This window comes from Robertmurraya sp. GLU-23, assembly GCF_052983275.1.
On the sequence record NZ_JBRKCV010000011.1, the window covers coordinates 88,433 to 106,210 of the forward strand.

Sequence of the window (17,778 nt, forward strand, 5' to 3'; positions counted from 1 at the left end):
ATTGAAAGGACTTATTTTATGTTGTATTTTTTTGTTTATATTGTTCTGATGCTTGTCCTTGTTGTATTTATCATTGATACGGTTCCAATTATAAAGAATTGGTTAGGTAGAATTAAGATAGGTAAGTACGAAGATCCAGAGGTATGGAGCACTAGTATTAGAAAAAAAGCTGTGGATTGGCTATTAAAAACACCGAAAATAAAGGTAACTGATAATTCTAGGTTGATTATAATTGATATGTTAAATGGAAATTATACAAAAAACGCTATTCAACATTGGCAACAGGCAGCATTAATTTTTGGATTAGGAGAATACTTAAAAACAACAGATGATCCAACTATAAAGAAAGCAATTCACAAATTTTTGGATTCAACATTTGATTCTAACGGACAGTGGAGACAGGAACCCCGTCATATTGATGTAGCAATCTTAGCATATGCCATTATGAAACTTAATTTTATAAATATTAATAAGTACAAAAAAGCATTTGATGCAGTGTGGGATTTAATTATGAAACATAAAGGGCATGATGGAACTATTTACTACAGAGAAACTATGAAGCAATATCGTTATGTTGATACAATTGGTTTTATTTGTCCTTTCCTTATAAAATATGGAGTAATGTACAAAAAAGAGGAATGTATTGAACTCGCCCTTTATCAAATAAAAAACTATGAATTATATGGGGTGCATAACCTACACGCAATTCCTGTCCATGCTTATCATATCGAAACAAAAATGCCTTTAGGGCTCTATGGATGGGGTAGGGGGTTAGGATGGTATGCCATAGGTTTAATAGATTCTTGGAATGAGCTACCATTTAAGAAAAAACCAGAACTTGAAACGCTTGTAGTTAAATTTGCAAAATCAATAATTGAATATCAACAGCAAGACGGTAGCTGGGGATGGACTGTCTCGAGAAGAGAAAGTACTAAAGACTCATCAACTGCGGCTGCCTTAGGTTGGTTTTTAATTAATGCTGGAAAAATTAATGAAATATCAGATCAATGTTTTAATAGTGCAGAAAAAGCAGTTTCATATTTAATGAAGGTAACCAGAAGATCGGGTGAAATAGATTTTTCACAAGGTGATACAAAAGACATTGGTGTTTACTCTAATAGTTTTAGTATATTACCGTTCACTCAAGGTTTTTCTGTTGCTATGATAAATCGGTTTCATATGCTTAATAGTAGTAAATCTTCCAAGTCTAGAGTAAGTTAATAAGGGTGGGTTTTATGAAAATAACGGTATTTACTCCGACTTACAATCGCGCATATATTATTGAAAACTTGTATAAATCGTTAAAAAAACAAACATTTACTGACTTTGAGTGGCTAGTAATTGATGATGGTTCTAATGATAATACAGAAGATTTGTTTAAGAACTGGGACAAAGAAAAGAATCATTTTCCCATTAGATATTATAAAGTTGAAAATGGTGGTAAACACAGAGCGATTAATAAAGCAACTGACCTAGCAAGAGGTGAGTTGTTTTTTATTGTAGATTCGGATGACCACCTTGTTAATGATGCTTTAGAATCAATAATATCTTGGGAAAATAGCTTAGAAGATAAAGCTAATTTTTGTGGAATAGCCGGAAATCGAGGGAAAAACATTAAAGAATATATAGGGACTACTTTTGATGGAGACTTTATTGACGCAACGTCGTTGGAAAGAAATAAGTACAATATTACAGGTGACAAAGCAGAGGTTTTCTATACAAACATCTTAAAAAATTACAAGTTTGATGAAATTGAAGGTGAAAAATTTATAACAGAAGCCACTGTATGGAATCGTATGGCGCATGATGGATACAAAATTAGATGGTTTAAAAAAATTATCTATATTTGTGACTATCTGGAAGATGGGTTAACTCAAAACGTTGATGAAATCTTCTCAAAAAATCCAGTAGGAACTGCGATATATATAAAACAACAAATTAAGTTTGGTGATTACAAGTTAAGAGGAAGGTTAGCTAATTATAGCCTTTATTATAATTTTGTGAAAAAGAAAATAGGAATAAATCAAGCGGCTGAATATATGGAAATAAGACCTTCTACCTTGAAAATTGCCATTATTCTAGTAAAAACTAAAAAAATTATCTTCGGGTAATTCTCAATTGGAAAAATTTCAGATGTTATCTAAAAAGGAAGAGGACTATATGGATGGAACAATTAAAAAAAGCTTACTTGTTTTATGGAATAATATTTTTAATGTGAAAATTGCAATAACAGAATCTACCTACCAAATTTTTGATAATATTATTAGACTTTTTATAAAGCCTCCAATAATCTTAAACACAGATATAACAATAGATGAAATAATCCAAAAAGGATCATCCATAAGCAGGTATGGAGACGGAGAATATAAACTAATTAATAAAAAGAATATTACATTTCAAAGAACTGATGATGTTCTTTCAAGAAGATTAAAAGAAATATTGAGGAATAGAGATGAAAATTTTCTAGTCTGTATCCCAGATGTCTTTCAAAGTCTCTCAAAATATGAGAATGAAACAAGAGTTTACTGGAGCAAACATACAGCAAGGAACCGTATAGGATGGTATAAATTATTGATAAAAAATAAAGAGTATCATAATTCATTTATTTCTAGATTTTATAATCCATATAAAGATAAATCCAAATGTGAAGAAAGTATTTTAAATTTCAGAAGTATTTGGGAAGACAGGGAAGTTGTATTAATTGAAGGAAGAAAAAGTAGGTTAGGTGTTGGGAATGATCTATTCAATAACACAAAAAGTCTAGAAAGAATTCTAGTCCCTGAAGAGAATGCTTTCTTCGTATATGACAAAATTATTTCTATAGTAAAATCTATTCCTACAACAAAATTGATTTTGCTTGCGGCGGGACCAACTGCCACAGTATTAGCATATGATTTATTCAAAAAAGGATACCAAGCAATTGATATAGGGCATATTGATATTGAATATGAATGGTATTTACGAAAGGCCAATAAGAAGATAGAAATACAAAATAAGTATGTATGTGAAGCAGGTGCAGGAAAAGGCATTGGTGAGCTCAAAGATGAAAAGTATCAAAGTGAAATTATTGCTGAAGTTAGCCAATATACTTAAGGAGTGATCTTAATGGGGCCTTTAGTAAGTGTGGTCATACCTATTTATAACGTAGAAAAATGGATTCCTAATTGTATAGGTTTTCTCCTAAATCAGTCTTATAGTAACCTAGAGATTATTTTAGTAAATGATGGTTCAGAAGATAATTCGGCAGAAGTATCTGAAAGGTACGCTTTATTAGACAATAGGATACAAGTTTATCATAAAACTAATGGTGGAGTTAGTAGTGCGAGAAACAAAGGTATTGAGATTGCAAAGGGAAAATATATAGTTTTTATTGACCCAGATGATGAAATAGATAGAAGTTATATTATTGAATTTTTACTTATTGCTGAAAAGCTTGACTCTGATGTTTTAATAAGTGGATATAAAACGGTACCTAATAATATAGGATACAAACCTGGCTTTGTACCATTCTCTCTGATGTCTGGTAGGGAATTAATATTAAGTTCGAAAAATCTTCATACAAAAAATGATCTTGCATTTGCTTGGAGATATTTTTATAAAACAAGTGTTATTAAAAATAATATGATTATGTTTAATCAAGATGTATCAATTGGTGAGGATGTAATATTTAATTTAGAAGTGTTATTAGCTTCAACAAGGGTTTATGCAACTGATTTGCAACTATACTCCTATACTATTAACAATAGTCAAAGTGTAATGAGGCAACCATACAAAAACACTCTTGAAAAGAGTTTGATTGAACAATATAAAGTCAAGAAGAAGTTATCTATAGATAGTGGGTTGATAAAGGATGATTCTTATAGAAAAGATATGGCTAATTACTATCTAAATAGTATGTTGAAATTAATGATAAGTAATGTATATAAAGGTGAAAGACAAAATTATTTTAAAGCTTTAAAAAGGATATTAAACTATGAAATGATTGTAGATAGTACAAAAATTCTAGGTTTATTTTATAATTGCCGCATTTTGAGAGAATATTTATATTATTTAGCAATAAAATTTAAAATCTATTCCTTGATTTACGTGTACCACAATAGGATCAATTCTTAATTTGCTTGGCAAATTTTAAGGGAGATAAAGGGAAGATGAGAATAAAGCATTCTATAATAAATATATCAGCTGGTATTGGTAGTCAAATAATAATTACATTATTAAGTTTTATTTCAAGAACTGTCTTTATAACATACTTAGGAGTAGAGTACCTGGGGATAAATGGACTATTTTCTAATATTCTGGGGATGTTATCTCTTGCTGAAGCAGGAATTGGCTCTGCAATTATATTTCATTTGTACAAACCGGTAGCTGAAAATGATGAAACAAATATTAAAGCCTTACTAAACTTTTACAAGAAGGCTTATATATATATATGTTTAATAATTTTTGTTTTAGGTATTTCTCTTCTCCCTTTTTTAGAGTTTTTTACAAAAGATACAAATATAGAACAATTACATATTATTTATTTAATATTTTTAATTAACACTATCTCGTCATATCTTTTTGCTCATAAAATATCGTTCTTAAAAGTTTGTCAAAAAGGATATGTTGTTACCAGTATTTATACTGTTTCATCTATTGTTACAACTTTATTTAGGTTGATGATATTATACTTAACACAAGATTTTATTTTATATTTAATTATAGACATAATTATATCAACAATTTCATCCTACATAATAGCTTTGATAGTAGACAAAAAATATCCTTTCTTAAAAAATATAAGGAGAGCTAGGCTGGACTCAGATATGAGAAAGAGTATTACAAAAAATATCAAGTCACTTGTCCTGCATAGAATTGGGGGATATGCGGTTTTCGGTACTGATAATTTATTAATTTCTATTTACGTAAGTGTAAGTGCAGTAGGTTTATATTCTAACTATTATATGCTAATTAATACGTGTAGAGTCTTTATTAGTCAGATATTTGATAACATAAATCATAGTTTTGGCAATTTAATAGCAGGAGAAAGTAAGGAAAAGGTTTATGATGTTTTTAAGGTTACAATGTTGTGTAATTTTTGGATTTATTCCGCTGTAATTATTTTTCTTTATTTTTCAATAGAGCCACTTATTTCATTATGGCTTGGATCACAGTTTCTTATGAGCCATAGTGTACTAATAATTTTGTTAATTAACTTTTATGTTTCAGGTATGAGAAAATCTATAACTACAGTAAAATTAACAGCAGGAATATTTAATGAGGATAGGTATGCCCCTTTAATTGAAGCGTTTCTAAATCTATTAGTTTCAATTTTTCTTGCTGGAAAATATGGGATTACAGGTATTTTCCTGGGTACGCTTATAAGTACTGTTTTAGTACCTTTTTGGAATACACCTTATCTAGTATATAAAAATATCTTTAAATTACCAGTTATATTGTATTTTAAGACATATTTTTATTATCTTATAGTAGGTATCGCTTCATGTTATGTAACTAATTTAGTAATTGAAGCTATTCCTGATAAAGGTATTAAAGGGTTAATATATTATGTAATAATAAGTGCTCTCATACCTAGTACAATTTATTACTTCCTATTTAATAGGACAAAAGAATTTGCTTATCTAAAAGATATTGCATGTAATATTTTACTGAAAAAGCATTATGGGAAGCTAAAAAATACATTGGAGACATAACCTTTCATTTTCCATTAGGAAGATAGAAAGGTTTTTTATTTTTACAGATTGGGGTTGTTATTATTTTGAATAAGATTAGTATTGTTGTCCCTATATATAAGGTAGAAAAGTACTTAGAAAAATGCTTAGACTCCATAATATGTCAAACGTATAAAAACCTTGAAATAATTCTTGTAAATGATGGCTCTCCGGATAGGTGTAAGGAAATATGCGATGATTATTGTAAAAAAGATCATAGAGTCCGAGTGATACATAAAGAAAATGGTGGACTATCATCTGCAAGAAATGCAGGTATTGAAATTGCAACGGGTGACTATATAGGATTTGTTGATGGTGATGATTATATAGAGAAAGATATGTTTGAAACTTTATATCGGCTTGCTCTAGAGCATAATGCAGATGTAGTGGAATGTAGTTTAAATATAGTAGAAGGGAAATCTTCAACTTCAATTCATAGTAACGGAGAAGTTGAAGTGGGTGATAATATATACTCTTTAAAGAGACTTTTGCAGTTTCCCTATAGAAATGTAGCCTATAACAAGTTATATAAAAAAGAAATGTTTGAATCTTTAAGATATCCTAATAAATTATATGAAGACGGTTTTGTAACATATAAGATATTCCATAGAATAAAAAAATATGTATTTATTGCACTCCCTCTTTACAACTATATAAAACGTGAAGAGAGTATTATGGCAAGACAAAAACAGTACTCACTAAAAAATCTAGATGGTCTTGAAGTACAGGAGGAAAGATACGAATACCTTAAAAAAGTAGTTTCTGATAAATCAATATTAAGTCTTGCTAGGCGCCATTATTTCAATCAAATAATTTATCATTATTCAATGTTAAATAAAAATAAAAGTATTGATCCAAGAGGAAAGTATAGGAACCTTATCAAGGATAAGATATCAAAAAATAAAGAGGAATTTCAAAACCTTCCATATCTTGAAGAGTATATTCCTATAATATGTGCAGCTAATTATCCTAAGTATATTTTTAATTTAATTTTTGTATTATTCCATTTAAAAAAGGACTTTAACCAATATATAAATATAATAAAAATTAAAACAAAACAGAAACTTACTTAACAATAAATGGGGGAATTCTTATGGATACAGAAGTTGTGAATGAATTTGCTTCCTGTATGAACAGGTTAAAAGATAACCTAGGGGTAATTACAGAGGTGATTCCTAGAGGATCTAAAATATATTTCTTTGATTATCCTGTTCATAATAATGTTGGGGACCTTCTTATCTGGGCAGGAACTGAAAAATTCTTTAAAGAAAATGATATTCGTGTCTTAAAAAGATATAGTTATCATATGGTAGAATTTCTAATAAAACAAAATGATAAATTCTTAGATATTCCAACGGAAATTATTCTTGTGTGTCATGGAGGAGGAAATTTCGGTGATTTATATCCAATTCACCAAGATTTAAGGAAGTTGTTAGTACAAAGTTTCCCAAATAATAGGATAGTTTTTTTACCTCAAACAATTTTCTTTCATAATAAAAAAAGTATGCTAATAGATTTTTCTATTTTCAGAAGACATCAAGATTTACATGTGTTTATACGTGATAAGGAGAGTTATGATATAGCAAGAAAATATGTTAAGAATGTTTATTTATGTCAAGATATGGCTCATGCATTATATCCAATTAAAGTTAAGGAGTCAAAAAAATATAATACGTTATATTTATTAAGAAAAGATAAAGAGGAAAAAGATTATATGATCAATAATAACTATGAACATAAACATGACTTTGATTGGCATCAACTTTATAACAATATAGATGTTAGAATACTTCGGTTATTTAGAAGGGTACATAAATCTTATAAGTTCCAGAAGTTTATACCTCCCAATTTATTAGCTAAATTATGGTATGTTCATAGTTTATATATAATAAGGAAAGCTATTAGATTATACAGTAAATATCAAATTGTAGTTACTTCTAGGTTACATGGACATATACTGTCTTGCTTAATGGAAAAGAATAATCAAATATTGGATAATTCGTATGGCAAAAACAGAAAATACTATGAAAGTTGGACTAAAGGATTGATAAAAGTTGAATTTAAAGACGATCCTAATTCTTAACCTAACTTAGTGATGATAACAAGCAGACATTTATTTAGTATTTTTTACCTTCAGTCTCTTTATAATGTTTTAGTAAAACATACTTCATCTAATAAGCTTATTTTATTAATAATTTCTGTTCTCTTTTCCTATATTGTTACGTCAAAGCTGTTGAGAAATTAGAGTTTTGTTATATATCTGAATGCTAGTCCTTGAAAGAAGATCCATTTATAGGAGTTTTATATTTAATTGGAGAGTTTTACAAAAAAGAGTTTTTAGGAGGTTAATTAGATGATAGAGAAATGGCGACAGGGCAAAATATCAATAGTAATTCCAATATATAATGTTAGTCCATATCTAGAAAGATGTTTGGAATCAGTTTTAAGTCAAACTTTTAAAAATCTAGAGGTTATTCTTGTTGATGATGGTTCCACTGATAATTGTTGGGATATATGTAACTTCTATGCCGAGAGAGATAGGAGAGTAAGGAAATTTCACCAAAAAAACCAAGGTGTTAGTGCTGCTAGGAATAAGGGATTAGATGTAGCAACTGGAGATTATATTGGTTTCGTAGATCCAGATGACTATATTCATCCAGAAATGTATGAGCGTTTATATACTCTGCTAAAGATTAATGAAGCGGATATGTCTGCTTGCTTTAGTAGGGGCTGCTGGGATAGTGGATATCAAGAGCCTTTAAGAGATGATATAAAAGTAAAGGTTTATGAAAATGTTGGAGCGGTGAATACAGTATTTGACCCAGAGTACGGAATAAATGGTGTTGGAGTAGTTATATATAACAGACTTTATAAGAAAGAATTATTTAATAATATTCGATTTAGTACGAAATATAAACGAGCACAAGATGAACATATAATTTGTAACTTAATGAAGAGGGTGAAAAAACTGGTTTTTACAGACGAACGTCTATATTATTATTTTAATAGATCCGATAGTGCAATACATAAAAGATCAACCGCTCAGGATAATATTATGCATCAAATGAATTTATTGGATATGTATGAAGAGAGACTTTTGCTCTTCAATGAAGATAAATATAAAAAAATTTATGATATATGTTATGTTAATTTAATGAATCTAACAATTTCAGCATTCTTTAATATACAAGATAGAAATGTAAAAGAAACCTTAAGGGAACGATATGACAAGTATTATAAAGGGTTTAGTATGCAGATTTTAAGTAACCTACCCCCTAAGGATAGAGTTCGCTTTATTACGTTTAAATCCAATCCTAAAATGTATAAGTTAATATTGTTATTAGCAGAAAAAAGGAAGGCAATGTAAATCTAATGTATTTTATTATTTAGAAATACTATTTAATAAGAATTATCCGAATTAACTCAAAAGTCTTTGTAGAAAATCTAATTGGGTTTGGAATTACAATAAATTAATTCATTTTTATTAGTTTCTTGTGATTAATGAATATAGTGAGATATTCCCAAGAGGAAAAGGAGGTAAATATTTTACTGACTAACAATTGGTATATAGAAATATCTCAAAGTATAGAACTTAACAGACTTAATTTGTTTTGATAAGCTAATATATTACTACTCCATTGTGGTTATATAGTTTTTTCAAGTGGTCAAAAAGTCGTTATTGATTCGAAATCCAAACGCAACAAAGGGGGTAACACCAGTTTTTAGTAACTACATTACTATTGATTTATTCTATATAATATCTTTCTTTAAGAGAAACAAGGTAGAGATGAGGGATACGGGGAATGTCACCTAGGTATGAGGAATTAGACTCAATAAGGGGAATTGCTGCATTAATGGTATTTTTAAGTCATATGCTTCAGCTTATCCCCAACTTTGGTAGGGAGATTATCTACTCAAATATTGGGGTTTATTTCAAATTCCTCTGGGATGGTCATGCTGCAGTTATGATGTTTTTTGTTTTAAGTGGTTTTGTACTTTCATTACCAGTCTATAATAAACAAAAATTTATCTATTCTAGCTACTTTGTTAAGAGGTTTTGTAGAATTTACATTCCTTATATGGCAATTTTATTAATTACCATTGGGTTTAAAGGTATTTTAGATTTCAAGATTGGATCTGTACCAGAGTTAGTGAATTGGGCTATGTGGGATATACAGACTACTATAATTAATACAATAGAACATATAACTTTTCTAGGGGAATTTGAGGCAACGACTAATATGATGGTTATCTGGTCGCTTGTTCATGAAATGAGAATTTCACTGTTTTTTCCATTTGTTGTAATGCTTTTACTGAAGTTGAATTGGAAAACATCGATACTGTTAGGTTTTGCGTCAACAGGACTTAGTTATGTGTTAATGAAACAAATATCTACTGAATTTGATACAATGATTTCTACTAATTTTTTTGTTACGCTGCACTATCTAGGGCTGTTCATTTTAGGTTCATTATTAGCTAAATACAGGATTCGATTAGGGGGAATTTCTAAAAGGTGTACTCCACTTTTATTAATTTTTGGATTTGTTCTATTGTTTTATCCGAAATATATTTTAGCTGTACCATATAAGATATTCGGGGAGATTGAATTTATCCTATACAATATGATAAAAGATTGGCTCATTGCAATTGGAGCTGTACTAATAATTTTAGTTTCACTAAACTCAGTTAATACTTCTAAGGTCCTATTTTTAAGACCAGTGAAATATTTAGGTAGGGTATCTTATAGTTTGTATTTAATTCATCCTGTTATACTAATTTCCTTAGGGTATAGTTTATATGAATTATTACCTGTCCCGCTCATCCTACTTTCTGGAGTATTTCTAACAATTGTTTTTTCTTGGGTTAGTTATAAGTTAATTGAAGAACCATCAATTAGACTTGGAAAATCCTTAACGAAAGTAAATAATAAAAACAAGTTTAAAACTGACATACCTGCCTAAAGTAAGTCCTCTTTCATCATGAAAAGAGGGCTTTGTTAGTTTAATAATATTTGGAAACTTTAAGTGAATCTACAGTGTTTTTCTAATTGTTTCTTATTTCTCCGTATGATCCCCTTAATTAGCTAAGATCCTTCAAACTTAGCTAATTCGCAATCTTTACTTGAATTGCTTTACAATCATAAATCTTAGATACATTAATCACTATTGCCTTGGTAAGGAGATGAACAAGGTCCATCCAATAACTTAGGGACTGTTACCTCAAAAGGAACAGTAGTTGTAATTGTAACTGTTAAAATGGAGTAAACTTTCCTCTAAATCTTTGTTTTACATTCACGGGAATTGTAATCCCATTAATAGTAAAAGTAAGTCTTTCTGTTTCGTGGTTATTCGTTATCAAAAAACCAATCATATCTTCACTATATATTTTTTGTGTATATGCGCTTCCCTCAAAGTAGTCTTTTATAACTAAGATCACTACTTTCTCCTACTATTCACTTCTTTGAATATTTTATAATCCTATGGAAAGATTAGAGAATTGTTTGGACAACTTCCTTATGTTTGTTCAAAAGAAGCTAGTTGTACATATTAAAATTTTTTTATATTTCGATTGTTCTTAATAATGAACGATGGTATATTGTATATAGAAAAAATATCGGAGATACTAATAAATTTTGGTAGGTGATTAGGGATGATGGATATGAAGGGGTCATTGATCGGAACAGCAAAACAGTTAGTAAAGGGGCACCAGACCTCCCATAATAAGATTGTTAAACTAGGAGCTAAATTCCTTTCGGCGTTATGGAGTGCATTTCAGATCTCAAAGAGAATTATTAAAGACAAAGACTACCGTTATCTTCTATTATTGCAATTGGTTAAGTATAAAAATGTTCATCAAACTACCCCTCTAACCTTTATGAATCGCTATCCCAAAATTTTCTCAGCCTGCCAAGAGTATTTTGAAGGTAAGGAAGATCTAAAGATCCTTTCCTATGGATGCTCAACCGGTGAAGAGGTTCTAACATTACGACGCTATTTCCCAACAGCTCAAATAATTGGTGCAGATATTAATAAGCGAAGTCTTGAAACATGTAGCAAGCTTCCGGTAGATGATAAGATTTCATTTATATATTCCACACCTAGTGAAATTCAAAAGCATGGTAAATTCGATGCCATCTTTTGCATGGCAGTGTTACAAAGAAAGCCGCACGATGTAGCTGCTAAAGGAATTACCAATCTTAGCAAAATCTATCCTTTTGAAAAATTTGAAAAACAGATCATTGAGCTTGATAGTCTTGTGAAAGAAAATGGATTATTAGTGGTTCACTTCACGCAATACTCACTTTGGGACACTAGCGTGGCACTAAAATATGAGGCATTAGGAGATTTTGTTCAAGATGATTATTCTACACCTGTCTTTGATAGGAATAGTGAATTGAGAAGAAATACGAATCCTCAAAAGAGTATTTTTGTAAAATTGAATGGATAGTCATAAATTTGTATAATTGAAGGAAATAACTAGCAGTCATGATAAGGAGTCTATATTAATGAAACTAGCATTCATCTCCGACATCCACGGCAACGCCATTGCATTGGATGCGGTATTAAACGATATTAAAGCAAAAAACGTTGATAATGTATTTGTCCTAGGTGATATCTGCTACCGCGGACCTGAGCCGCAGCGTGCGTTAGACCTAGTTCGAGCACTCGATTGTAATGTGATCAAAGGAAATGCTGACGAATGGGTAGTACGTGGTGTTCAGCAGGGAGAGGTTCCTGATCATGTACTTGATCTAATGAACAAAGAAAGAGATTGGATAGTCTCCCAATTGTCTAATGAAAGTATCGATTACTTAAGAGAGTTACCAACTCAATTGAACCTTGAGGTTGATGGTATACGAATCCATGCTTTCCATGCTACTCCGGACAGTCTGTTCGAAGTCGTGCCCCCAACAGCTAGTGACGAAACCATCCTAGAAAAGTTGGTTACTACGGAAGCAGATTTATATATCTACGCTCATATTCACAAGCCATACATACGTTTTATCAATGGAAAAGGTATAGTAAACATTGGAAGTGTAGGTCTTCCATTTGATGGTTTAAATAAAGCTTCTTACTCTATTGTTGAAATTAATGAGGGTAGTATTCAAACCTCAAATGTCCGAGTAAGCTATGATGTCCATAAGGTAATAGAACAGTACAAGAACGTAGAATACCCAAATGCAGAAATGATGAGTAAGATTGTCTTACAAGGAAAACTGTGATGGGGTACTGATAAACGGAGGTACAATATGTTTTTTATAAGATTGCTCCTACTTGTTATCCCTATCGTATATATGGCACTGATTTGGATTCAAACAAGCAACTTCGATCCTGAATCTGTCTATATGCTTTCCGCTCAAATAGACATGAACATCTTATTGCTTATAGGAGCTGGACTAGAGTTAGCACATCTTTTTGAATTTGGTCTTCTATATTTATTTTTAGTGATGGCTTTCCTCGTATTTGGAAAGCTATCATATAAAAAAGAACTGTTTGCAGTTGTTATCGCATTCGGCTATGGAGTCGTTGATGAACTACATCAATACTACATTCCCTTTCGTTCTTTCTCACTAGTTGATTTAATGAAAAATGGTATAGGGGTTTGGGCCTTATGGTACTTTGCTCGAAAGAAATATCATAAAAATCAATCTAGATTTGGTAACCTATTGAAAAGAATTACCCATTCCCAAGAAAACCATCATAATATAAAGCTATGAGGGTGAGATTATTAAAGAATAGCGAAAAGTGTCGAAAGTTTGTTCTTTAAAAAGAACTGTTGAAGAGATAAAATAAATCGTAGTATCCAATGTTTTTATATGATAAAGAAGTGTATTTTCATTATGGATTAGGATAACTATATTTCGGTTGTTCTATATTAAGAAATAAAGGGTGGTTGGAAATCAAAGATTACTTCTTTGATCTCAACCTCTAAGGGTTGATAACATGAACAAAACATGTGTATTAATTGCTGAACATTATACCCAATTGAAATGGGACTCCAATTGGATAGGGGAATTTATTAATAAATATTTTACTCATCCGACTATCTCTTTAACTAGGTTTGATATAAAGATAAGTATCCATGACAACTATGGAAAGCCATTTACGGACTACGAAGTTGATATTTCAAAATCCTCGAAATACATCACTTTTCGTAGGACGGATTATTTAATAAAAGCCACATTGGATTATAAAGAAGTGACAATTTATGTTTACGACGAATTAGCGTTGAAACATGCACTAATGAACGTTTATAGTTCCTATATTGTCTACCATAACTGGGGATTATTACTCCATTCTTCCTGTGTATTGGATAATAAGAAAGCCCATATTTTTACTGGACATTCAGGTGCAGGTAAGTCAACAGTAGCAAAGCTTTCTAGCCCAAGGATGCTGCTCTCTGATGAGGCAAGTATTGTTAAGATTACAAATGAGGGCATTAAGGTGTTCAACTCCCCTTTTCGAAGTGAGTTAGAAGCATCAGGAAAAGAACGTCCTGCTTGTCTAGCATCTATTCAACTATTACACCAAGCAACTAATAATAGTAGAGAAGTTATGACAAAATCAGATGCGTATCTCGAATTAGTCAATAAGATTTTTTATTGGTCACATTCTAAACAGGAGACTATGCAAGTATTAAATCTATTAAAAGTGCTTGTTGAACAAGTTCCAGTTTACGATTTACATTTCCAAAAGAATAATGCGTTTTGGGAGTTGATTTCTTAATGAAACAATATATAAAAAAGAGTGCATTTGATTGTACTCAGTTAGATGATGATTGGATTATATTAAATACCGATGATTTTACCGTTACGAAAGTGAATGAAGTGGGTGGATACTGCTGGACTCTTTTAGAATCAAAGCAAACGGCTGAAACCATTAGGCAGGCGGTTCAAGAAGAGTATTCGAGTGTCGAGGATATTACTACAGAAGATATTGAGCAGTTTTTGGATGAATTGTTGCAATATGGGCTGTTAACCCATGAGGTTTGATATCGATACGGTTTCATTATTGCAGAAATCTATTCAAAAAGATGGATGGTTAGATCTTCCAAGTCAAGGTTATAGTATGTACCCGACCATTCAAAATGGAGATATCTGTCGCTTTGTTCCTTGTAGTGGGAATCAATTGAAGAAGGGTGATGTCATTTTATTCTGGACTGAATCCGGTCAATTGGTTGCTCACCGTTACTACTACAGCAAGGCAAATGAAGACGGTAAGCTACATTACTTCTGCAAAGGTGATACAAATACAAGTTATGACCAGCCAATCGGAAGTGAAAACATCCTTGGTACACTCAAATATATTGATAAAGGCAACCATAGAGTTTTCCCAAACCAACTAAGAATCTATCTCTGGGGATGGTTAATTATGAATCAACCCATTTTAACTGACTTCTTAAGAAGATATCTAAATAGAAAAAGTGTTTTATTATAACGAACTTCCACACATTTAGTTGCAAAAAGTTCAAACCAAGAGTTGAGCTAGCACCTGATTAAAGGAGAGGGGAATAGGTGAAATGGATTCAGGCTTTGTATGAATCAGAGGTAACCCTAGATTCATATAATTATAAATCCCTGTTAAAAGAAATCATGGAGTTTGGGGTTGCTCCTCAAGTTTACTCCCAATTAAAGCAACAAGGAACTTTAAATCAAACACCTGTATTTTTCCAGGAACGTTTGAAGGAGCAATACGAAGAAAATCTCTTTTTATCTCTTTTTATTAAAAGCCAATTAACGAAAGTATTGGATTGCTTTGAGCAAGCTGAACTTCCAGCTATTCCTTTGAAGGGAGTACTTTTTGCTGAAAAGTACTTTGGGCATATTGGAGCTAGATGTACATCAGATATAGATTTACTCATTCAGCTGGAGGACTTGGAACGTGCGATATCCGCAGTTATCTCACTTGGTTATACTGTTGAAGAGAAACCAATCAAAGGCCATTTTCACTGTAGCTTTAGTAAACCCATTCCAAACTCAAAGCTTCCATTAACGATAGAATTACACTGGAACCTGTTGAAGGATGATACCTCCAAGCTTCCGATAGAAGAGTTTTGGCAGGAAGCAAGGGCTTTAGGAAACTACCAATATATAAAAGAACTATCTGACTATCATACTTTTTATATGATTTGCTTGCATGGATGGAGACATAATTTGGACTCTCCGAAACACTTTTTAGATATCATTCAACTGATTTTTCGGATTGGTGACAGAGTGGATTATATACAATTGCTAGTTCAGGCTAGGAATCATCGGACTCAAAAACGGATGATCCGTACTCTTGCGATTGTTTATCAACAGCACCCATATTTACAAAATGTAAAACCATTGCCTGTTAAAAGACCTAACTTATGGGATTATAATGCGTTTAGAAATGGACACAAGAAGCAGTTAAAGAACTATCTAGATTTTGTGGACTACTCCTTTTTTAGCTATGATAGCTTATCCCATAGTAAAAATGAATTTTTCAGTTGGATTAAATCCTTACGACCAACAAAACCACTTATTATATCCTCTACTAAACACCAGTAGCTGTAGCGCTTATCAAAAGGCTTACAGCTATTTTTCATTCCTCTAATTTATAACATTCCCACATTAAATATCATATTTACTATTGTCTTCCTTACTTTCACATGGTAAAGTAGGTTTATTCTTTTTAAAGGCGAATATTTTTAATTGTTATTTTTCTAATGTTCGTGTTTTGGTTGATTCGATCCTAAGGTAAGCAAAATCCGTTATGATCCATTCATAACGTTTTTAGAATTTAATAAGGAGAGATGTTAGTGAGGAAGAACAGGTGGTTGATCGCATTATCAGCAGTGGGGATTCATATTTCGATTGGCTCCGTGTATGCATGGAGTAACTTTACTGCGCCGTTAAAAGAGATGTTTGGTTGGTCTGATTCTGAAGTGGCTTTAACCTTTAGTATTGCTATTTTATTTTTAGGATTATCTGCGGCGTTTTTAGGACATTTTGTAGAGAAATATGGACCGAAAAAAGCTGGGTTACTAGCTGCGGTTTTCTTCGGGATTGGAATGACAGGGGCAGGGTTTGCCGTTGATATGGAGTCAAAATCCTTATTGTACTTATTTTATGGCGCTCTTGGAGGAATTGGACTAGGAGTTGGTTATATTGCTCCTGTGTCAACTCTCGTAAAATGGTTTCCTGACAGAAGAGGGTTAGCAACAGGCTTAGCCATTATGGGATTTGGTTTTGCGGCTGCGATTGCTAGCCCGATCATGAACTCATTAATTACCTCTGTCGGAGTGGCTAACACATTCTACATTCTTGGAATCTCTTATTTTCTCATTATGGTGGTATCTTCTTTATATCTTGAAAAACCACAAGAAGGCTGGTTACCAGAAGGATTTAAAGAGAAGATTGCTAGTGGCAAAGCAAAGGCTAAGTTAGATTTATCACAATTAACAGCGAATCAAGCCGTTAAGACCAAGCGTTTCTGGTATTTGTGGTTCATGTTATTCATTAACATTACTTGTGGAATTGCGATATTAGCAGTAGCAAAGCCATTAGCAATGGAAGCAATAAGGATTGATATGGCAACAGCGGCTGCATTAGTTGGTGCGATTGGGATTTTTAATGGTCTTGGACGAATTGGCTGGGCCTCATTATCGGATTATATTGGTAGACCAAATACGTATACCGCATTTTTTGTCCTACAAATGGTTATCTTCTTTTTCTTGCCGCAAGTGTCGATTCAATGGTTGTTTATGGGCATGCTGATTGTTGTTTATACTTGTTATGGTGGGGGCTTCGCATCGATTCCAGCTTATATCGGCGACTTGTTTGGAACGAAGCAGTTAGGTGCGATTCATGGGTATATTTTAACGGCATGGGCTGCTGCTGGTTTGGCGGGTCCACTGTTTGCCGCTTGGATTAAAGATACGACCGGAAGCTATGCAGGGAGTTTAACCTTCTTTTCGGGATTATTTGTAGTTGCACTCGTTCTTTCTCTATTAATTAGAGCTGATATTAATAAGTTAAAATCGAAAGCCGTAATAGAGTCTGTAAAAAAAGCAGGATAAACAAAAAGAAGGGTTCATATTTTGA

Annotated in this window: 18 protein-coding genes; 17 read left to right on the top strand and 1 reads right to left on the bottom strand. The window is 31.8% G+C overall.

The genetic code is table 11. From position 1 onward, the window contains the following. Nucleotides 1-18 precede the first annotated feature (18 nt). From ACVBAX_RS16900 to ACVBAX_RS16940, 9 genes are all read left to right on the top strand, one after another. Entirely contained in the window at nucleotides 19-1,221 is a 1,203-nt protein-coding gene (locus tag ACVBAX_RS16900) for a glycoside hydrolase family 88 protein (protein ID WP_447118056.1), read from the top strand. A gap of 14 nt (nucleotides 1,222-1,235) precedes the next feature. Continuing rightward, the gene (locus ACVBAX_RS16905; protein WP_447118057.1) at nucleotides 1,236-2,111 is read left to right on the top strand and encodes a glycosyltransferase family 2 protein; all 876 of its coding nucleotides are present in this window, start codon (nucleotides 1,236-1,238) and stop codon (nucleotides 2,109-2,111) included. 49 nt (nucleotides 2,112-2,160) lie between these two features. After that, entirely contained in the window at nucleotides 2,161-3,093 is a 933-nt protein-coding gene (locus ACVBAX_RS16910; RefSeq protein WP_447118058.1) for an SP_1767 family glycosyltransferase, read from the top strand. 12 nt (nucleotides 3,094-3,105) lie between these two features. Then, entirely contained in the window at nucleotides 3,106-4,113 is a 1,008-nt protein-coding gene (locus tag ACVBAX_RS16915; protein ID WP_447118059.1) for a glycosyltransferase, read from the top strand. A gap of 35 nt (nucleotides 4,114-4,148) precedes the next feature. Beyond that, nucleotides 4,149-5,693 (top strand): lipopolysaccharide biosynthesis protein, encoded by a 1,545-nt coding sequence (locus ACVBAX_RS16920; RefSeq protein ID WP_447118060.1) that lies wholly within the window; start codon nucleotides 4,149-4,151, stop codon nucleotides 5,691-5,693. Nucleotides 5,694-5,758: 65 nt separating this feature from the next. Next, nucleotides 5,759-6,784 (top strand): glycosyltransferase family 2 protein, encoded by a 1,026-nt coding sequence (locus ACVBAX_RS16925; protein ID WP_447118061.1) that lies wholly within the window; start codon nucleotides 5,759-5,761, stop codon nucleotides 6,782-6,784. A 20-nt stretch (nucleotides 6,785-6,804) separates the two neighbouring features. Then, nucleotides 6,805-7,794 (top strand): polysaccharide pyruvyl transferase family protein, encoded by a 990-nt coding sequence (locus tag ACVBAX_RS16930; protein ID WP_447118062.1) that lies wholly within the window; start codon nucleotides 6,805-6,807, stop codon nucleotides 7,792-7,794. Nucleotides 7,795-8,064: 270 nt separating this feature from the next. Beyond that, nucleotides 8,065-9,078, top strand: coding sequence for a glycosyltransferase (locus tag ACVBAX_RS16935; RefSeq protein WP_447118063.1), 1,014 nt, complete (start codon nucleotides 8,065-8,067; stop codon nucleotides 9,076-9,078). Between the two features lie 436 nt (nucleotides 9,079-9,514). After that, nucleotides 9,515-10,672, top strand: a complete 1,158-nt coding sequence (locus ACVBAX_RS16940; RefSeq protein ID WP_447118065.1) for an acyltransferase family protein — start codon at nucleotides 9,515-9,517, stop codon at nucleotides 10,670-10,672. Between the two features lie 289 nt (nucleotides 10,673-10,961). Here ACVBAX_RS16940 and ACVBAX_RS16945 read toward each other — a convergent pair whose 3' ends face one another. After that, nucleotides 10,962-11,147: a hypothetical protein gene (locus ACVBAX_RS16945; RefSeq protein ID WP_447118066.1), complete on the bottom strand. Its 186-nt coding sequence runs from the start codon at nucleotides 11,145-11,147 to the stop codon at nucleotides 10,962-10,964. 213 nt (nucleotides 11,148-11,360) lie between these two features. Here ACVBAX_RS16945 and ACVBAX_RS16950 point away from each other — a divergent pair, with 213 nt between their 5' ends. The 8 genes from ACVBAX_RS16950 (at nucleotide 11,361) to ACVBAX_RS16985 (ending at nucleotide 17,753) form a co-directional block, all read left to right on the top strand. Then, complete coding sequence (locus ACVBAX_RS16950; RefSeq protein WP_447118067.1) at nucleotides 11,361-12,158, top strand: class I SAM-dependent methyltransferase; 798 nt, start codon at nucleotides 11,361-11,363, stop codon at nucleotides 12,156-12,158. Between the two features lie 58 nt (nucleotides 12,159-12,216). Further along, nucleotides 12,217-12,933 (top strand): metallophosphoesterase family protein, encoded by a 717-nt coding sequence (locus tag ACVBAX_RS16955; protein ID WP_447118068.1) that lies wholly within the window; start codon nucleotides 12,217-12,219, stop codon nucleotides 12,931-12,933. A gap of 27 nt (nucleotides 12,934-12,960) precedes the next feature. Then, on the top strand, nucleotides 12,961-13,428 hold the full coding sequence (locus ACVBAX_RS16960) for a VanZ family protein (RefSeq protein WP_447118069.1): 468 nt from the start codon (nucleotides 12,961-12,963) through the stop codon (nucleotides 13,426-13,428). Between the two features lie 226 nt (nucleotides 13,429-13,654). After that, a complete protein-coding gene (locus ACVBAX_RS16965; RefSeq protein WP_447118070.1) occupies nucleotides 13,655-14,437 on the top strand; it encodes a hypothetical protein in 783 nt (260 codons plus the stop codon). Then, nucleotides 14,437-14,703: a PqqD family protein gene (locus ACVBAX_RS16970; protein WP_447118071.1), complete on the top strand. Its 267-nt coding sequence runs from the start codon at nucleotides 14,437-14,439 to the stop codon at nucleotides 14,701-14,703. The genes ACVBAX_RS16965 and ACVBAX_RS16970 overlap by 1 nt, the downstream gene beginning before the upstream one ends. Then, nucleotides 14,693-15,148 carry a signal peptidase I gene (locus ACVBAX_RS16975; RefSeq protein ID WP_447118072.1) on the top strand — a complete coding sequence of 152 codons (456 nt, stop codon included), beginning with the start codon at nucleotides 14,693-14,695 and terminating at the stop codon, nucleotides 15,146-15,148. Before ACVBAX_RS16970 ends, ACVBAX_RS16975 begins: the two co-directional genes overlap by 11 nt. 77 nt (nucleotides 15,149-15,225) lie before the next feature. Continuing rightward, the gene (locus tag ACVBAX_RS16980) at nucleotides 15,226-16,242 is read left to right on the top strand and encodes a nucleotidyltransferase domain-containing protein (protein ID WP_447118073.1); all 1,017 of its coding nucleotides are present in this window, start codon (nucleotides 15,226-15,228) and stop codon (nucleotides 16,240-16,242) included. 245 nt (nucleotides 16,243-16,487) lie between these two features. Then, nucleotides 16,488-17,753: an L-lactate MFS transporter gene (locus tag ACVBAX_RS16985; protein ID WP_447118074.1), complete on the top strand. Its 1,266-nt coding sequence runs from the start codon at nucleotides 16,488-16,490 to the stop codon at nucleotides 17,751-17,753. Nucleotides 17,754-17,778: the final 25 nt, after the last annotated feature.

What these genes read in the sequence shown, in the direction of transcription:
- ACVBAX_RS16900 (WP_447118056.1), top strand. Translation starts at nt 19, where the DNA reads ATGTTGTATTTTTTTGTTTATATTGTTCTGATGCTTGTCCTTGTTGTA.
- ACVBAX_RS16905 (WP_447118057.1), top strand. Translation starts at nt 1,236, where the DNA reads ATGAAAATAACGGTATTTACTCCGACTTACAATCGCGCATATATTATT.
- ACVBAX_RS16910 (WP_447118058.1), top strand. Translation starts at nt 2,161, where the DNA reads ATGGATGGAACAATTAAAAAAAGCTTACTTGTTTTATGGAATAATATT.
- ACVBAX_RS16915 (WP_447118059.1), top strand. Translation starts at nt 3,106, where the DNA reads ATGGGGCCTTTAGTAAGTGTGGTCATACCTATTTATAACGTAGAAAAA.
- ACVBAX_RS16920 (WP_447118060.1), top strand. Translation starts at nt 4,149, where the DNA reads ATGAGAATAAAGCATTCTATAATAAATATATCAGCTGGTATTGGTAGT.
- ACVBAX_RS16930 (WP_447118062.1), top strand. Translation starts at nt 6,805, where the DNA reads ATGGATACAGAAGTTGTGAATGAATTTGCTTCCTGTATGAACAGGTTA.
- ACVBAX_RS16935 (WP_447118063.1), top strand. Translation starts at nt 8,065, where the DNA reads ATGATAGAGAAATGGCGACAGGGCAAAATATCAATAGTAATTCCAATA.
- ACVBAX_RS16940 (WP_447118065.1), top strand. Translation starts at nt 9,515, where the DNA reads ATGTCACCTAGGTATGAGGAATTAGACTCAATAAGGGGAATTGCTGCA.
- ACVBAX_RS16950 (WP_447118067.1), top strand. Translation starts at nt 11,361, where the DNA reads ATGATGGATATGAAGGGGTCATTGATCGGAACAGCAAAACAGTTAGTA.
- ACVBAX_RS16955 (WP_447118068.1), top strand. Translation starts at nt 12,217, where the DNA reads ATGAAACTAGCATTCATCTCCGACATCCACGGCAACGCCATTGCATTG.
- ACVBAX_RS16960 (WP_447118069.1), top strand. Translation starts at nt 12,961, where the DNA reads ATGTTTTTTATAAGATTGCTCCTACTTGTTATCCCTATCGTATATATG.
- ACVBAX_RS16965 (WP_447118070.1), top strand. Translation starts at nt 13,655, where the DNA reads ATGAACAAAACATGTGTATTAATTGCTGAACATTATACCCAATTGAAA.
- ACVBAX_RS16970 (WP_447118071.1), top strand. Translation starts at nt 14,437, where the DNA reads ATGAAACAATATATAAAAAAGAGTGCATTTGATTGTACTCAGTTAGAT.
- ACVBAX_RS16975 (WP_447118072.1), top strand. Translation starts at nt 14,693, where the DNA reads ATGAGGTTTGATATCGATACGGTTTCATTATTGCAGAAATCTATTCAA.
- ACVBAX_RS16985 (WP_447118074.1), top strand. Translation starts at nt 16,488, where the DNA reads ATGTTAGTGAGGAAGAACAGGTGGTTGATCGCATTATCAGCAGTGGGG.